Annotated in this window: 15 protein-coding genes; 10 read left to right on the top strand and 5 right to left on the bottom strand. The window is 64.5% G+C overall.

Annotated features, from left to right (window positions below; genetic code table 11):
- Positions 1-90: 90 nt before the first annotated feature.
- The 8 genes from FFS18_RS00715 (at position 91) to FFS18_RS00680 (ending at position 9,165) form a co-directional block, all read left to right on the top strand.
- Positions 91-1,023, top strand: a complete 933-nt coding sequence (locus FFS18_RS00715; protein ID WP_137869340.1) for a DnaJ C-terminal domain-containing protein — start codon at positions 91-93, stop codon at positions 1,021-1,023.
- Positions 1,024-1,026: 3 nt separating this feature from the next.
- Complete coding sequence (locus FFS18_RS00710; protein ID WP_137869339.1) at positions 1,027-2,103, top strand: YihY/virulence factor BrkB family protein; 1,077 nt, start codon at positions 1,027-1,029, stop codon at positions 2,101-2,103.
- Complete coding sequence (locus FFS18_RS00705) at positions 2,100-2,927, top strand: SDR family oxidoreductase (RefSeq protein WP_137869338.1); 828 nt, start codon at positions 2,100-2,102, stop codon at positions 2,925-2,927. Before FFS18_RS00710 ends, FFS18_RS00705 begins: the two co-directional genes overlap by 4 nt.
- Positions 2,920-3,450 carry a GNAT family N-acetyltransferase gene (locus FFS18_RS00700; protein WP_137869337.1) on the top strand — a complete coding sequence of 177 codons (531 nt, stop codon included), beginning with the start codon at positions 2,920-2,922 and terminating at the stop codon, positions 3,448-3,450. The genes FFS18_RS00705 and FFS18_RS00700 overlap by 8 nt, the downstream gene beginning before the upstream one ends.
- 4 nt (positions 3,451-3,454) lie before the next feature.
- Positions 3,455-4,531 (top strand): chorismate synthase, encoded by a 1,077-nt coding sequence (gene aroC, locus FFS18_RS00695; RefSeq protein ID WP_137869336.1) that lies wholly within the window; start codon positions 3,455-3,457, stop codon positions 4,529-4,531.
- Between the two features lie 10 nt (positions 4,532-4,541).
- A complete protein-coding gene (locus tag FFS18_RS00690; RefSeq protein WP_137869335.1) occupies positions 4,542-6,323 on the top strand; it encodes an SLC13 family permease in 1,782 nt (593 codons plus the stop codon).
- Positions 6,324-6,421: 98 nt separating this feature from the next.
- Positions 6,422-7,786, top strand: coding sequence for a dicarboxylate/amino acid:cation symporter (locus FFS18_RS00685; protein WP_137869334.1), 1,365 nt, complete (start codon positions 6,422-6,424; stop codon positions 7,784-7,786).
- Positions 7,787-7,833: 47 nt separating this feature from the next.
- A complete protein-coding gene (locus FFS18_RS00680) occupies positions 7,834-9,165 on the top strand; it encodes a dicarboxylate/amino acid:cation symporter (RefSeq protein WP_137869333.1) in 1,332 nt (443 codons plus the stop codon).
- Between the two features lie 11 nt (positions 9,166-9,176).
- Here the strand turns inward: FFS18_RS00680 and FFS18_RS00675 are convergent, their stop codons facing one another.
- On the bottom strand, positions 9,177-10,043 hold the full coding sequence (locus FFS18_RS00675; RefSeq protein ID WP_137869332.1) for a hypothetical protein: 867 nt from the start codon (positions 10,041-10,043) through the stop codon (positions 9,177-9,179).
- Positions 10,044-10,215: 172 nt separating this feature from the next.
- On the opposite strand from FFS18_RS00675, the gene FFS18_RS00670 reads away from it, so the two are divergent.
- Positions 10,216-11,607 carry a cytochrome P450 gene (locus FFS18_RS00670; protein ID WP_137869331.1) on the top strand — a complete coding sequence of 464 codons (1,392 nt, stop codon included), beginning with the start codon at positions 10,216-10,218 and terminating at the stop codon, positions 11,605-11,607.
- A 37-nt stretch (positions 11,608-11,644) separates the two neighbouring features.
- Entirely contained in the window at positions 11,645-12,361 is a 717-nt protein-coding gene (locus FFS18_RS00665) for an extensin-like domain-containing protein (RefSeq protein ID WP_249340237.1), read from the top strand.
- Here the strand turns inward: FFS18_RS00665 and FFS18_RS00660 are convergent, their stop codons facing one another.
- The 4 genes from FFS18_RS00660 to FFS18_RS00645 are packed head-to-tail and all read right to left on the bottom strand — an operon-like array spanning position 12,362 to position 15,151.
- Positions 12,362-12,718, bottom strand: a complete 357-nt coding sequence (locus FFS18_RS00660; protein ID WP_120215702.1) for a HesB/IscA family protein — start codon at positions 12,716-12,718, stop codon at positions 12,362-12,364.
- A complete protein-coding gene (locus FFS18_RS00655; protein WP_137869330.1) occupies positions 12,718-13,188 on the bottom strand; it encodes an SUF system Fe-S cluster assembly protein in 471 nt (156 codons plus the stop codon). Before FFS18_RS00655 ends, FFS18_RS00660 begins: the two co-directional genes overlap by 1 nt.
- The gene (locus FFS18_RS00650; RefSeq protein WP_502704161.1) at positions 13,185-14,423 is read right to left on the bottom strand and encodes an aminotransferase class V-fold PLP-dependent enzyme; all 1,239 of its coding nucleotides are present in this window, start codon (positions 14,421-14,423) and stop codon (positions 13,185-13,187) included. Before FFS18_RS00650 ends, FFS18_RS00655 begins: the two co-directional genes overlap by 4 nt.
- Entirely contained in the window at positions 14,420-15,151 is a 732-nt protein-coding gene (locus FFS18_RS00645; protein ID WP_137869329.1) for a SufD family Fe-S cluster assembly protein, read from the bottom strand. The genes FFS18_RS00650 and FFS18_RS00645 overlap by 4 nt, the downstream gene beginning before the upstream one ends.
- Positions 15,152-15,241: the final 90 nt, after the last annotated feature.

Genomic DNA, 15,241 nt, shown 5'->3' with positions numbered 1-15,241 from the left:
AGCCGGAACTTGATCGCTTTGCGACACATTCCCACATCGACGCTCAATCGGGCCTTCCCGGCCAATCACTTATCGGGCTACAGGAACAAAATGGCAGATCCCTATTCCACCCTGGGCGTCGCAAAGGGCGCGAGCGAAGCTGAGGTCAAATCGGCCTATCGCAAGCTCGCCAAGGAATTGCACCCCGACAAGAACAAGGACAATCCGAAGGCTTCGGAGCGATTTTCCGAGGTCACGCGGGCGTATGACATATTGTCCGACAAGACCAAGCGCGCGCAGTTCGACCGCGGCGAGATCGATGGCGACGGCAATCCCGCGATGCCGTTCGGCTATGGCGGCGGCGGCGGTTTCCGCGGCGACCCGCGCGGCGGGCAGGGCGGATTCGGCGGCTTCGGCAATGAGGGCGCCGATTTTGGCGACATATTCGAAGGGCTGTTCGGGCGCGGCGGGGGCGCGGCTGGCGGCGGCTTCGGCGGCTTTAGCGGGCGCAGCGCGCCACAGCAAAAGGGCGCCAATGTCGCCTATCGCCTGTCGGTGTCGTTCGTCGACGCCGCGACGCAGGCGCCGCAGCGCATCACGCTGGCCGACGGCGGTACGATCGACCTGAAACTGCCCGCCGGGGTCGAAACCGGCACCCAGATGCGCCTTGCCGGCAAGGGGCAGGCGGGGCCGGGCGGCACCGGTGACGGCATCGTCACGATCACGGTCAAAGACCATCCGTTTTTCGTCCGCGAGGGCGCCAATATCCGGCTCGACCTGCCGGTGACGCTGAACGAGGCGGTCAAGGGCGCCAAGGTCAAAGTGCCGACGGTCGACGGCCCCGTCATGCTGTCGATCCCGGCGGGGTCGACGTCGGGCAAGGTCATGCGGTTGAAGGGCAAGGGGTTCGGCCAGAAGGGCGGCGACCGCGGCGATCAGCTGGTGCGGTTGATGGTCGATCTGCCCGCCGATCCCGCCCCGCTGTCGGCCTTGCTGGGCGACTGGACCGATCCGCGCGCCGTGCGGGCCGATCTGGGTGTGTGATGCGTGACTGAGGCGACCGACCAGACGGCGGCGGATGCCCTCGCCAAACAGGTCGCCGAAGAGGTCGGCAAGGAATTTCTGGCCGAGGGTCATTCGCCGCATTCGCCCGAAGCGCGCGCCGAGCGTGAGAAGCGGATCAAGCTGCGCGCGCGCGCCCAAGGGATCATCGATCGCGGCCGCGAACGGCTGGGGCCGGGGACGCGGGTGTTTCATATCGTCCGCCGCGTCGTCGTCGGCACCTATACCGACGGCTTCATCCACGCCGGCAATCTTGCCTATCTGGCGCTGATCGCGCTCTTTCCCTTCTTCATCCTGCTCGCCGCCGCCTTTTCGCTGATCGGTGGCAGCGTCGGGGGCGAAGCGGCAATCGAGGCGGTATTCTCGACGATGCCGCCATCGGTCGCCAAGGCGCTGGCGGGGCCGATCCGCGAAGTGATGAGCGCGCGCACCGGCATTTTCCTGTGGCTTGGCGCGCTCGTTGCGCTGTGGACCGTGGGCAGCCTGATCGAAACCGTGCGCGACATATTGCGCCGCGCCTATGGCACCCATTTCAGCAAGGGCTTTTTCCATTATCGCCTGCTGTCGATCGGCATCATCACCGGCGCCGTGGTGCTGATGCTGCTGTCGTTCAGCATGCAGGTGCTGATCGTCGGGGTCGAACAATTCGTCACCCGCGTGCTGCCCGAGCAATATCAGTCGGTCGGCGTCGTCGCGATCTCGCGCACGGTGTCCGGGCTTGGCCTGTTCCTTGCGATCTACATGCTGTTCTACAGCCTGACGCCATCGAAATACCGCACGCGGCAGTTTCCGAAATGGCCGGGGGCGCTGTTCACGACGCTGTGGTGGATCGGCGTGACGCTCGCGCTGCCGCCCCTGCTCGCCAGCCTGCTCAGCTATGACGCGACCTATGGCAGCCTTGCAGGGGTGATGGTCGCACTGTTCTTTTTCTATCTCGTCGGATTGGGTATGGTGATGGGCGCCGAACTCAACGCTGCGCTCGTCGAGGTTGAGGATTTGGGCCATGACGCTATTGGGCGCGTCGACGATGTGATTATTGAAAAGGCCGGAGACACAAAATGACGGGTCTGATGACGGGCAAGCGCGGGTTGATCATGGGGCTTGCGAACGACAAGTCGCTCGCCTGGGGCATTGCCAAGGCGCTGCACGCGCAGGGCGCCGAGCTGGCGATTTCGTATCAGGGCGAGGTGATGCTCAAGCGGGTGAAGCCGCTTGCCGACGAGCTCGGCTGCGATTTCCTGATCGATTGCGACGTGTCAGACATGGACAATCTCGACGCCGCCTTTGGTACGCTGTCGGCGTGCTGGCCGACGATCGACTTCGTCGTCCACGCGATCGGCTATACCAACAAGGAAGCGCTGCGTGGGGCTTATGCCGATGTGACGCTCGACGATTTCCTGATGACGATGAACATCAGCGTGTACAGCTTTACCGCGGTGGCGAAGCGCGCGGCGGCGATGATGACGCCGTTCGACCCCGAGACGGGCAAGGGCGGCGGCTCGCTGCTGACCTTGAGCTATTATGGCGCCGAAAAGGTGATCCCGCATTATAATGTCATGGGCGTGGCCAAATCGGCGCTCGAGACCAGCGTCAAATATCTCGCCAATGATTATGGTCCGCAGGGGGTGCGCGTGAATGCGATTTCGGCGGGTCCGATAAAGACGCTCGCCGCGTCGGGGATCGGCGATTTCCGTCTGATCCTGAAGTGGAACGAGCATAATGCTCCGCTGCGCCGCAACGTCACGATCGACGATGTCGGCGGTTCGGCGCTGTATCTGCTCAGCGATCTGGCGTCGGGGGTCACCGGCGAAACGCACCATGTCGACGCGGGGTATCACACCGTTGGCATGAAACAGGAAGACGCGCCGGACATCGCGCTTGTCTGAAGCCTTCGGCATCCGCGCCGCCGCGGCGGCGGATGCCGACGCCATCGATGCCGTTATCCGCGCCGCCTTTGCCGGGACCGAATTCGGTCATCAGGGCGAGGCAGAGCTGGTGCGGATGATCGACGCCGACGGTGACGCCATGGTGTCGCTCGTCGCCGAGCAGGGCGACGAAATCGTCGGGCATCTGCTGTTCAGCCGCATGGATGTCGAGGCCGACAGCACCGCGATGGCGGGCGCCGGGCTCGCGCCGGTGTCGGTCGCGCCCGACTGCCAAGGGCAGGGCATCGGCGAGGCGCTGATCCGCGCCGGGATCAAATTGCTCGGCGCGCAGGGCTGTGCGATCAGCTTCGTGCTGGGGCATGAGGGCTATTATCCGCGCTTCGGCTATTCGCCCGACCTTGCGGCGCGCTTTAAGTCGCCCTTTGCCGGGCCGCATTTCATGGCGATGATGCTGGACTCGGCGGCGCCTTGGCCGCTAGGCGGTCGGGCGGACTATGCGCCCGCATTCGGCCGGATGGGATAGAGGCATGAGTTTCAACAGCTTCGGACGCGTTCTTCGCTTCACCACTTGGGGGGAGAGCCATGGCCCCGCGCTCGGCGCGGTCGTTGACGGCTGCCCGCCACGGCTGTCGCTGTCCGAAGCCGACATCCAGCCTTTCCTGGACAAGCGTCGTCCGGGCCAGTCGCGCCACACGACGCAGCGGCAGGAGCCCGATCAGGTCCGCATCCTGTCGGGGGTGTTCGAGGGCAAGACGACGGGGACGCCTATCAGCCTGATGATCGAGAATGTCGACCAAAGGTCGAAGGATTATGGCGAGATCGCGCAGGCCTATCGCCCCGGCCATGCCGATTATGCCTATGACGCCAAATATGGCATCCGCGATTATCGCGGCGGCGGCCGGTCGAGCGCGCGCGAGACCGCGGCGCGGGTTGCGGCGGGCGGCGTCGCGCGGCTGGTGATTCCGGAGGTACAGATCCATGCCTGGGTCGCCGAAATCGGCGGCGATGCGATTGATCCCGCGAACTTTGACCTCGAAGAGATTGATCGCAATCCCTTTTTCTGTCCTGATCCCGCTGCGGCGCAGCGCTGGGAAGGGCTGATGGATGCCGCGCGGAAAGCGGGCAGCTCGCTCGGCGCGGTCATTGAATGTGCGGCGAGCGGCGTTCCCGCAGGCTGGGGCGCGCCGGTCTATGCGAAGCTCGACAGCGATCTCGCCGCGGCGATGATGGGGATCAACGCGGTCAAGGGCGTGGAGATCGGCGCGGGGTTCCATGCGGCGCGGCTCCGCGGCGAAGAAAATGCCGACCCGATGCGCCCCGCCACCGACGGCAGCAACCGCCCGGACTTCCTGTCGAACAACGCTGGCGGCATCGCGGGGGGCATTTCGACCGGCCAGCCGGTCGTCGTCCGCGTGGCGTTCAAGCCGACCAGCTCGATCCTGACCCCGGTGCCGACAATCAACAAGGCGGGCGAGGCCGCCGACATCGTCACCAAGGGCCGCCATGACCCCTGCGTCGGCATTCGCGGCGCGCCGGTGGTCGAGGCGATGATGGCGCTGGTGCTGGCCGATCACAAATTGCTCCACCGCGCGCAATGCGGTTGACGCGACGGTAATGGAAGCGATCCGGGCTTTTATCGAAGCGCATCAGGCGGTCATTTCGCTGGTCATTCTGGCCGGCATCTTTGTGGGCTTCATGCTGGAACGCCTGCCCGCCACGGTCATCGCGGTCGTTGGCGCGTGCGTCTATCTGGCGCTGGGCATTCTCGATTCCGACGCGATGTATTCGGTATTTTCGAACTCGGCGCCGATCGTCATCGGCGCGATGTTCGTGCTGTCGGGGGCGCTGATCCGGACCGGGGTCATCCAGCGCGTCGCCGATGCGATCATGAAGCGCGCCGACAAACATCCGCGGCTCGCCATTGTCGAAGTGCTCGTCGGCGCGCTTGTCGCCTCGGCATTCCTCAACAATACCCCGGTCGTCGTCGTGCTGGTCCCTATCATGTTGAAGCTGGCGGAAGTGACAGGGGTCAGCGCCAAAAAACTGCTGATGCCGTTGTCGATCGCGGCAGTGCTTGGCGGCACTCTGACGTTGATCGGGACATCGACGAACCTCGTCGTCGACGGCATCGTGCGCGATGCGGGAATGGAGCGGTTCGGCATCTTCGAGATTACCCCCATCGGCTTGGTGACCGCGGCATCGGGCATGATCGGGCTGGCGCTGATGTGGTGGCTGTTGCCGTCGGACAAGCCGGTCCACGGCCCGGCGGGAACCCATGACGCGCACCAATATCTGACCGAACTGGTGCTGGAAGACGATGATGACCTGGTCGGAATGACGATCGAGGCGTTCCGCGACCTGCCGCGTTCGGGGCGCATCGTCGGGATTCGCCGCGCGTCGGCGGTTGTTCATGGCACCGACCTCGAGAATTGGATTCTGGCGCCCGGCGACCGTCTGATCCTGCGGGTCGATGGCGCTACGCTGATGACATGGCGCGAACAGGGGCGATTTCGGCTCGGGATCGGGAGCGGCGACCCGGCGGAGGGCGATATGGTCGTCGAAACCATGGTTGCATCAAACCATCCCGCGATCGGCCAGCGGCTGATCGACATCCCCTTTCTGCAAAAGATCCGCGCGCGGATCATCGGACTCGACCGCCCGGCGCACCAGCCCGGCCCCGATCTGGCCAGCGTCCGCATCCGCCCTGCGGACCGGCTGTTGGTTGCGGGGGGGCCGGACGAGGTCGAAGCCCTGCGCGATAACCCGCACCTGATCGGCGCCGACCTCGCAAAAGTGCGCGCCTTTCGCCGTGGCAAGGCGTGGATCGCGATCGTGTGCATGCTCGGCGTCGTGACGCTCGCGGCGCTGGATGTGCTGACGATCGGCGTCGCGGCGATCATCGCGATCGGCGTGATCCTGATCACCCGCTGCATCGACAGCGAAGAGGCGTGGGGGACGATCGACGGCGACGTGCTGATCCTGATTTTTGCAATGCTTGCCGTCGGGCTCGCGCTGGAAAACAGCGGCGCGGTGGCGATGATGGTCGGGTGGGTCGAACCCTCGCTGGCCGATGCGCCGCCGTGGGTGCTCGTCTTTGGCATCTATTTCTTTGCGCTGATCCTGTCCGAACTGCTCAGCAACAATGCGGTGGCGGCGTTGATGACGCCGGTCACCCTGGCGATCGCGTCCGAACTGGGTGTCGATCCGCGGCCGCTGGTGATCGCGCTGATGATCGGCGCCTCGGCCTGTTTCGCGACCCCGATCGGCTATCAGACCAATACGATTGTCTATGCCGCGGGCGACTATCGCTTTATCGATTTCGTCAAGATCGGCGTACCGCTCAACATCATCACCGGGGTGTCGACCTGTTTCGCCATTGTCTTTTTCATGACATGACGCGCCCTTGACGCTACGCGCTCTGGCGGCTCAAAGGGTGCGAATAACGGGTCCGCAACGGCGCGCCATTCATTAAGAAAATCGAGGGGGACGGCCGCATGGACCGCAAGCTGACTTGGTATATATTGGCGGGCATGGCGCTCGGCGTGATCGCGGGATATGCGGTTCACGTCGGCTTGCCCGCGGACCATCCGTGGTTCGAATATCTGACTAAGACGTTCAAGCTGTTATCCGACATCTTCCTCAACCTGATCAAACTGCTCGTTGCGCCGCTGGTGCTGTCGACGATCGTCGTCGGCATCGCGAACATGGGTGACAGCAGTGCCCTCGGCCGCATCGGGACGCGCGCGATCATCTGGTTCATCACCGCCAGCTTCATCTCGATCGCGCTCGGCCTGCTCATGGTCAACCTGTTCCAGCCCGGCATCGGCGCGCCGATCCCCGACGCGGCGGAAGCGGCCAAGATGGTGGGTGAGGTGAAGAAACTCGACGCCTGGGAATTCACCCTGTCGATCTTTCCCAAAAACGCGCTGGAGGCGTTGGCGGCGAACAACATCCTCCAGATTCTGGTCTTTTCGATCTTTGCCGGCGTCGCCTTGTCTGCGATCGGCGAAAAGGGCTCTGCTTTGGTGCGCGGCGCTGACGCGCTGGCCGAAATGATGTTGCAGATCACCGGCTATGTGATGCGCTTTGCGCCGTTCGCGGTGTTCGGCGCGATCGCCAATGTCGTCGCCAAAAGCGGACTCGGCATCCTTGCGACCTATTTTGAACTGCTGGTCGAATTCTATATCTCGCTGTTCTTGCTGTGGATCATCCTGCTGACGATCGGCTGGGGGTTCCTGCGCCAGCGCATCTGGATGCTGATCCGCTATATACGCGAGCCTTTGCTGATCGCTTTTTCGACTGCCTCGTCGGAAGCGGCGCTGCCCAAGATGTTCGAACAGCTCGACCGCTTCGGGGTGCCGCGGCGGATTTCGGGGTTCATGCTGCCCTTGGGCTACAGCTTCAACCTCGACGGTTCGATGATGTATATGAGCTTTGCGACGATCTTTATCGCGCAGGCCTATGGCATCGACCTGTCGATCAGCACCCAGGTGCTGATCCTGCTGACTCTGATGATCAGTTCCAAGGGCATCGCCGCGGTGCCGCGCGCCAGCCTGGTCGTGATCACCGGGACGCTGGCGCAGTTCGGTCTGCCGGTCGAAGGCGTGGCGATTATCCTGGCGATCGACCAGTTCCTCGACATGGGCCGCACCGCGACCAATGTCGTCGGCAACGCGGTGGCAACCAGCGTCATCACCAAGTGGGAAGGCATGCTCGAAGTGCCCGAACCGGCCGACGCCGAACGACCGCATGCCCCGGCGCATACACCGCACCATGGAACCCGCGGGCTCGATCTTCGTGATGACATAGGGGGAAGCGAGGGAACCGGCGCGAACAAGCCAGCGGTCGACAAGGCGTAACCCGCAGCTTCGCGCCGTCCCCATGGGGGCGAGCAAGGAGCTGAGCCATGGCCGAGGCCGCCGCGATTGACGAAGCAGACCGGGACGCTTTGCGTGCACGGCGGCTGCGATGGCGCATGCTGCTGGGCTTTCTCGCCGGGCTGATTATCGGGCTGGCGGTCCATTATGGCGCGCCCGACGCCGCCTGGGTTGCGGCGGTGACCACCTATGTCACCGGGCCGCTCGGCCAGATATTCCTGCGCCTGCTGTTCATGCTCGTCATTCCGCTGCTCGTATCGGCGCTGATCGTCGGCGTCGCCGACATGGGTGAGATGCGCGCGCTAAAATCGATCGGCACGCGCACGCTGATCTACACCGTTGTGGTTGCGGCGATTTCGGTCGTGGTCAGCCTGATCGTCGTCAACCTGCTCCAGCCGGGGGCGGGGGTCGATCCGTCGCTGGCGCGCAGCCTGATCGCCGAGGGGGCCGAGGGCGCGAAGGCGATCGCCGATCGCGCCGGGGAAGCGAAGACCGGGATGGACGCTGTGGTTGCGATCGTCCCCGACAATTTCGTCGCCGCGATGGGCGCCAATGACGTCCTTGCCGTGATGTTCTTTGCCCTATTCTTTGGCATCGGGCTGATGCTGGTGCAAACACCCCAGACGGCAGCGCTGAAATCGGTCGTCGAGGGGGTGTTCGCGGTTGCGATGAAACTGATCGGGCTCGTGATCCAGCTCGCGCCGATCGCGATTTTCTGTTTCATGTTCAACCTGGCGTCGCAGTTCGGATGGGATCTGATCATCCGCCTGTCGGCCTTTGTCGGGGTGGTGCTGTTCGCGCTCGCGCTTCAGATGTTCATCGTGTTCCCGATCATTTTGAAGACGCTGGCCAAAAAGTCGCCGATCGCCTTTTTTCGCGAGACGCAGGAGGCCTTTGTCATGGCCTTTGCCACCGCGTCGTCGAACGCCACGCTGCCGACCGCGCTGCGCGTCGCGCACGACCGGCTGCACCTGCCCGACAAGGTGGCGCGTTTTGTCCTGACGATTGGCGCAACCGCGAACCAGAACGGCACCGCGATGTTCGAGGGGGTGACGGTGATCTTCCTCGCACAATTTTTCGGCATCGAGCTGACGCTGACGCAGCAGATTTTCGTGATGCTGATCTGCATATTGGGCGGCATCGGCACGGCCGGCGTGCCCGCCGGGTCGCTGCCGGTGATCGCGTTGATCCTGGCCTCGGTCGGCATCCCGCCCGAAGGCATCGGGCTGATCCTGGGGGTCGATCGCTTCCTCGACATGTGCCGCACGACGCTGAATGTCATCGGCGATCTGGTCGCCGCCACCGTAGTGTCGGCAGGGGTGAACGACGATGAGGCGGTGGCGCAAGACGCCACCGCCTGATGGCTTGAATCCTATTCCGGACGAACGGCGTTTTCGGCGTCGACCCGGCTGACCGTGGCCGGCGGGTTGGCGCGCGGCGCTTGCGCAGCGGCCGGCGGCTGGCGGAATGTCGGCGCCGGACGCTCCGACCGCGGGGGGCGATCGGGCATCGCGGATGACGATGGCCCGCGACGTGGCGGCGAAACCGCTTCGCCGGGCGCGCGTACCGGCCTGTTGCGGACGGGGCGGGGCTGTCCCGTGTTGCCGTCGACTTGCGGAACGGGGCGCGGGCGAGCGGTCCCCCAATCGGGGCGGCCGGGGCGTGCGGGAGTGGTCGTCACGGGCGGCGTGCCGGTTGCACCGTCGCCGCGCCCGCGACCCGGCCGCGTGCCGCGCGGGCCGTCACCGTCGCGATCGCCGCGATTCCAGCCGCCGGGACGGTCCGGTCGACCATCGCCCGGCCGCCCATCGCCGTCACCGCGGTTCCAGCCGCCGGGGCGTCCCGGCTGGCCGTGACCGCGGCTGCCATGATGTTTCCACCACGCGCGGCGGCCGCCCCAATAGTTCAGATAATGGTCGCGCAGCGGATAGCGGTTGCGGTAATTGTCGAACATCCACATCCCATAGCCGGGATAATAATAATCGTCGTACCAGCCGCCGCCGAAGCCAATGTTGACGAAGCCGCTGCCATAATCCGACGCGTCGTAACAATCATAGCCATAGCCGTCGTCATAGGCATAGCCGTCATAATCATAATAGGCGCTGCCATAGCGCGCCGCGCAATCGCCGCCCGACGCATAGCTCGCGCCATAGACGTCGCCATAATAGCAACCGCCGAGCGTCGTCGTGGCGAGGGCGCCGAGCGCGAGGGAGAGGGGGCGTTTGTAGGTCAGGGGCATCGAGCCAATCCTTTGTCGGGTCCGGGCGGACCAGTCATGTTGGTGGCGAAGCTGCATGAGTCGAGTTGAATTTGCGGTGAATAGTGGCGCAGCCGACAAATCGCGTTACTTGCATCGATGTCAGTAGTGCGATACGCTTGGCGAGAATGCAGCACCGCAGAGGATGGACCCGATGAACGCGCCGACCAAGATCACATGGCCCGAAGCCCGATTTGGCCCCGAAACGCAGCATTGGCTGCCGCGCAACCCCGATCGGGCGCTCGATCATATTCCCGGCGAGGATGGTTATCCGGTGATCGGGAACACCCTGGAACAGCTCAGCGACTATCGCAGTTTTACCAAGCGGATGGTCGCCAAATATGGCCGCGTCTATCGCAACAACAGCTTCGGCGGGCGCAGCGTCGCGCTGCATGGACCCGAAGCGAACGAGCTGGTCATGTTCGACCGCGAAAAGATCTTTTCGTCCGAACAGGGCTGGGGACCGGTGCTCAACCTGCTGTTCCCGCGCGGGCTGATGCTGATGGATTTCGAAAAGCATCGGGCCGACCGCAAGATATTGTCGGTTGCGTTCAAGCCCGAGCCGATGCGTCATTATGCCGAATCGCTGAACGAAGGGATCAAGGATCGCGTCGCGTCATGGAGCGGCCAGACGTTCCAATTTTATGCGGCGATCAAGAAACTGACGCTCGACCTGGCCGCGACCAGCTTCCTCGGCATTCCCTTTGGCCCCGAGGCCGACAAGGTGAACAAGGCCTTTGTCGACATGGTGCAGGCGTCGATCGGCGTCGTTCGGGTGCCGATGCCGTTCACGGCGATGGGGCGCGGCGCCAAGGGCCGCGCCTATCTGGTCGAATATTTCGGGCGCATGGTGCCGGAGCGGCGCGAAGGGACGGGCGAGGATATTTTCAGCCAGATCTGCCGCGCCCGCGACGACAATGGCGACTATATGAGCGCTGAGGCGATCGTCGATCATATGAATTTCCTGATGATGGCGGCGCACGACACGATCACCAGTTCGATCACGTCGATGGTGTGGATGCTCGCCAAGCACCCCGAATGGCAGGACAGGCTGCGCGAGGAAATGCTGGCGGTGTCGCCCGCGGGCGAGGGCGTCGGCCACAACAGCCTGGGCGAGCTGGAAATGACCGAATGGGCGTTCAAGGAGGCGCTGCGCCTCGTCCCCCCGGTACCGAGTTTCCCGCGGCGCGCGCTCAAGGATTTCGAATATGGCGGGTATCGCATCCCCGCCGGGACATCGGTCGGGGTCAGCCCCGCCTATACGCATATGATGGAGGAGCATTGGCCCGAGCCCGACAAGTTCGACCCGATGCGCTTTTCGCCCGAGATCGCGCGCGAGCGGCACAAATATGCGTGGGTGCCGTTCGGCGGCGGCGCGCATATGTGCCTGGGGCTGCACTTTGCGTACATGCAGGCGAAGATCTTTTTCCATCATGTCATCACGACGCACCGCATCGTGGTCGAGCCGGGCTATGAGCCGAAATGGCAGGTGCTCCCGATCCCGCGTCCGAAGGATGGTCTGAAGGTGACATTCGTACCGCTCTGAGCTTGCACAGTTCGGCGTCGCACCCCATTGAAATGGGGTGAAAAGCGCGCGTCCCTATCTGATCTGGTTCGGCATCGCTGTCGTGCTCGCGCTCGGCGCGATCCGCGGCATGCAATGGGTGCGCGATCATCCCGAACATATGCCAACCGCGCGCTTCGAGGTCGCGCATCCGCAGGGATGGGCGACGCAGCGCAAGCTGGTCGGGCTCGCGCGCGACGACACGGCCTGCTTTGCGGCGCTCGACCGCGCGGGCGCCGGATATGAACGGCGTCCGGTGATCGGCACCGGCACCTGCCGCGCCAGCCAGCGCCTGGTCCTCACCGGCAATCGCTTTGTTCCGACGATGCGCCCGGCGAATGCCGCGCCCGGCTGCGCGGTGACCGTCGCGATGGCGCTATGGAATCGCGACGTCGTCCAGCCGCTGGCGCAAAAGCACTTCGGGCAAAAGGTCGTCGCGCTCGAAAATCTCGGCAGCTACAACTGCCGGAGCATCCGCGGTGGGCAGACACCGAGCCAGCACTCGACCGCCAACGCGATCGATATTTCGGCGTTTGTGCTGGCCGACGGGACGCGCATCTCGCTGATCAACGACTGGAACGATGCCGACGTCCGCCGCGACTTCCTGCACGCGGTGCGCGACGGATCGTGCGACCTGTTCACAACGGTGCTGTCACCCGATTACAACGCTGCCCATGCCGACCATTTCCATTTCGACATGGCGGTGCGGACGGCGGGGTGGTCGGTTTGCCGCTGATCAGACTGTGAAGCTTTCGCCGCAACCGCAGGCGCCCTTGGCGTTCGGATTCTCGAACACAAAACCCGCGGCGAAATCATCCTCGACCCAGTCCATGACGCTGCCGATCAGATAGAGCACCGACGCGCCGTCGATGTAGAACACCCCGCCGGGGGTTTCGATCTTCTCGTCGAACCGCTCTTCGCTCGTCACATAATCGACCGAGTAAGCGAGACCCGAGCAGCCGCGGCGCGGGGTCGACAGCTTGACGCCGATCGCGTTTGCGGGCGCGGCGGCCATCAACGCTGCGACGCGGGCTTCGGCGTTGGGGGTCAGCGTGACTGCGGCGGGGCGGGTGCGGGTTTTCGTTTCGCTCATTACAACATTCCCAACTCAAGCCGCGCTTCGTCGCTCATGTTCGCGGGCGACCAGGGCGGATCCCAGACCAGATTGACTTCGGCGTCGCCCACGCCCGGCACCGCGCCGACGCGCAATTCGACTTCGGCAGGCATCGATTCCGCGACGGGGCAATGCGGGGTGGTCAGCGTCATGGTGACGACCGCATGGCCCTCGTCGATCTCGACATTATAGATCAGGCCAAGGTCGTAGATGTTCACCGGGATTTCGGGATCGTAAATGTCCTTAAGCGCGTTGACCACGGCCTCGTACAGGTCGCCGCCGACGCCGTGCGGATCGACCGCCGCGGGCTTGGCAGCGAGGAAACCCTCAAGATAGTCACGCTTGCGTTCGAGCTTTTGGGGAGCGGTTTCGACATCCTCGACGCGCGCCTTCGGCGGCGCCTCGACGCTGGTCACTTCCTCTACCTTGATCATCCGGTCCTCACTCATCCGAAAATCCTCTCGACGCGTGACAGGCCATCGATCAGCGCCGCCACATCGTCGTCATTGCTGTACACGCCAAAACTCGCGCGCGCGGTCGCTGCGACGCCCAGATGCTCCATCAGCGGCTGTGCGCAATGGTGCCCGGCGCGGATCGCGACCCCGCTTTCGTCCAAGATAGTGCCGATATCGTGCGGATGAACCCCCGCCATCGAGAAACTTACGATTCCAGCACTGTTTTCAGGGCCATAGAGGGTGATGCTGTTCTTGCGCGCAAGTTGTTCGCGCAAGCTGGTCACCAATGCCACCTCATGCGCATGGATCGCATCGACGCCCAGCGCCGCGACATAATCAACCGCTGCGGCCAGCCCGATCGCCTCGATAATCGCAGGCGTTCCAGCCTCGAACCGTGTGGGGGCGGGGGCATAGGTGGTCTTTTCAAACGTCACACGGTCGATCATCGATCCGCCCCCCTGCCAGGGCGGGAGCGTATCGAGTTTGTCGCTCCACAGCACGCCGATCCCGGTGGGGCCGTAGAGCTTGTGGCCCGAAAAGACGTAATAGTCGCAGCCAAGCGCGGCGACATCGACGGGCAGGCGCGGCACCGCCTGACAGCCGTCGATCAGCAGTTCGGCGCCGACGTGGTGCGCGATATCGGCGGCACGCGCGACGTCGAGCGGGCTGCCGAGCACGTTCGAGACATGCGCGAAGGCGACCATATTATGCTCGGGTGTGAGCAGCTTCTCGGCGGCAGCGAGGTCAATACAGCCATCGGCGGTCAGCGGGCAGACGTCGACCTGCCAGCCCGCGAGCTGCCAAGGCACGATATTGCTGTGATGCTCGAGCACCGACAGCAGCACGCGGCCCTTTTTCGGATGCGAATAGGCGACAAGGTTGATCGCCTCGGTCGCGCCGCGCACGAACGCGATCTGCCCTTCCTTTGCGCCGATAAATGCCGCAATCCGCCGCCGCGCCGCCTCATAGGCGAGCGTCATGTCGGCCGAGCGCGCATAGACCCCGCGATGCACCGTCGCATAGTCGCGGCCCATCGCGTTCACGGTCGCGTCGATCACCGCCTGCGGCTTCTGCGCGGTCGCGGCGGTGTCGAGATAATGCCAGCCGGGGGTGAGGCCCGGAAACTGATCCCTGATTCCGTTCGTGTCGAGCGAGGTCGAGACACGCTGGCGCCGGGTTTCACGTCCCTCGACTTCGCTCGGGACGAACGGGGGAGAGAGATTGCTCACACCAATTCCCCCAGCTTGGCGAGCGCCAGCGCCTGCAACCGCGCCTCATCCTCGGCGCCGTCGAAGACGCCCGCGACGAAGGCCTGCAGCAGGATTTTCTTCGCCTCGGCGGGCGGCAGGCCGCGCGACTGGAGATAATAGAGGCTCATCGCGTCGAGCTCGCCGATCGCGCAGCCGTGCGCGCATTTCACATCGTCGGCGAAGATTTCGAGTTCGGGCTTGGCGTTGGCGGTCGCGCTGCGACCCAGCAGCATCGCCTTCACATCCTGCTCGCTGTCGGTCTGCTGCGCATCGCGCGCGACGGCGACCTTGCCGAGATAGGTTCCGGTCGCGGTGCCGCCGAGCACCGACCGCACGATTTGCCGCGACTTCGCGCCGGGTTCGGCGTGGGTGACGGTGGTGACGATCTCGAGATTTTGATCGCCGCCGCCGATCTGCACCGCGCCGAGCGTGAAGTCGGCACCTTCGTGGAGCGTCACCGCGAGCTCGATGCGGCCATAGGCACCGCCGATGTTGAGGATGTGCAGCGCGGCGGTTGCGCCCTTGCCGATGCTCATCTCGATCTGATGGATCGCGCCTGCATCCTGCACGATCGCGCGGCGAAATTCGCCGCCCGCGGGCACGACGATGCTCTCGGGCGCGGGCAGCGGCCATGCGGCAGTCACCGCGTCGATGTCGGAGTAGCGCCATGCTTCGTCGCGGCGTGAAGGGTGGGTGGTGGCCGTCATCCGATCCTACCTGTGCCCATAGGGCATGGGGAGGGGGACCGCCGCGAAGCGGTGGTGGAGGGGCAGCGACGTCGCGCCATGCCCCCTCCG

The sequence above is a fragment of the Sphingopyxis sp. 2PD genome, assembly GCF_005503695.1.
GTDB lineage: Bacteria > Pseudomonadota > Alphaproteobacteria > Sphingomonadales > Sphingomonadaceae > Sphingopyxis.
The sequence above is the reverse complement of the archived record's forward strand: the minus strand, read 5'-3'. Positions and strand labels throughout refer to the sequence as shown.

Coding starts and splice junctions, on each gene's coding strand:
- FFS18_RS00715 (WP_137869340.1), top strand. CDS start 91: ATGGCAGATCCCTATTCCACCCTGGGCGTCGCAAAGGGCGCGAGCGAA.
- FFS18_RS00705 (WP_137869338.1), top strand. CDS start 2,100: ATGACGGGTCTGATGACGGGCAAGCGCGGGTTGATCATGGGGCTTGCG.
- aroC (WP_137869336.1), top strand. CDS start 3,455: ATGAGTTTCAACAGCTTCGGACGCGTTCTTCGCTTCACCACTTGGGGG.
- FFS18_RS00690 (WP_137869335.1), top strand. CDS start 4,542: ATGGAAGCGATCCGGGCTTTTATCGAAGCGCATCAGGCGGTCATTTCG.
- FFS18_RS00685 (WP_137869334.1), top strand. CDS start 6,422: ATGGACCGCAAGCTGACTTGGTATATATTGGCGGGCATGGCGCTCGGC.
- FFS18_RS00680 (WP_137869333.1), top strand. CDS start 7,834: ATGGCCGAGGCCGCCGCGATTGACGAAGCAGACCGGGACGCTTTGCGT.
- FFS18_RS00675 (WP_137869332.1), bottom strand. CDS start 10,043: ATGCCCCTGACCTACAAACGCCCCCTCTCCCTCGCGCTCGGCGCCCTC.
- FFS18_RS00670 (WP_137869331.1), top strand. CDS start 10,216: ATGAACGCGCCGACCAAGATCACATGGCCCGAAGCCCGATTTGGCCCC.
- FFS18_RS00660 (WP_120215702.1), bottom strand. CDS start 12,718: ATGAGCGAAACGAAAACCCGCACCCGCCCCGCCGCAGTCACGCTGACC.
- FFS18_RS00655 (WP_137869330.1), bottom strand. CDS start 13,188: ATGAGTGAGGACCGGATGATCAAGGTAGAGGAAGTGACCAGCGTCGAG.
- FFS18_RS00645 (WP_137869329.1), bottom strand. CDS start 15,151: ATGACGGCCACCACCCACCCTTCACGCCGCGACGAAGCATGGCGCTAC.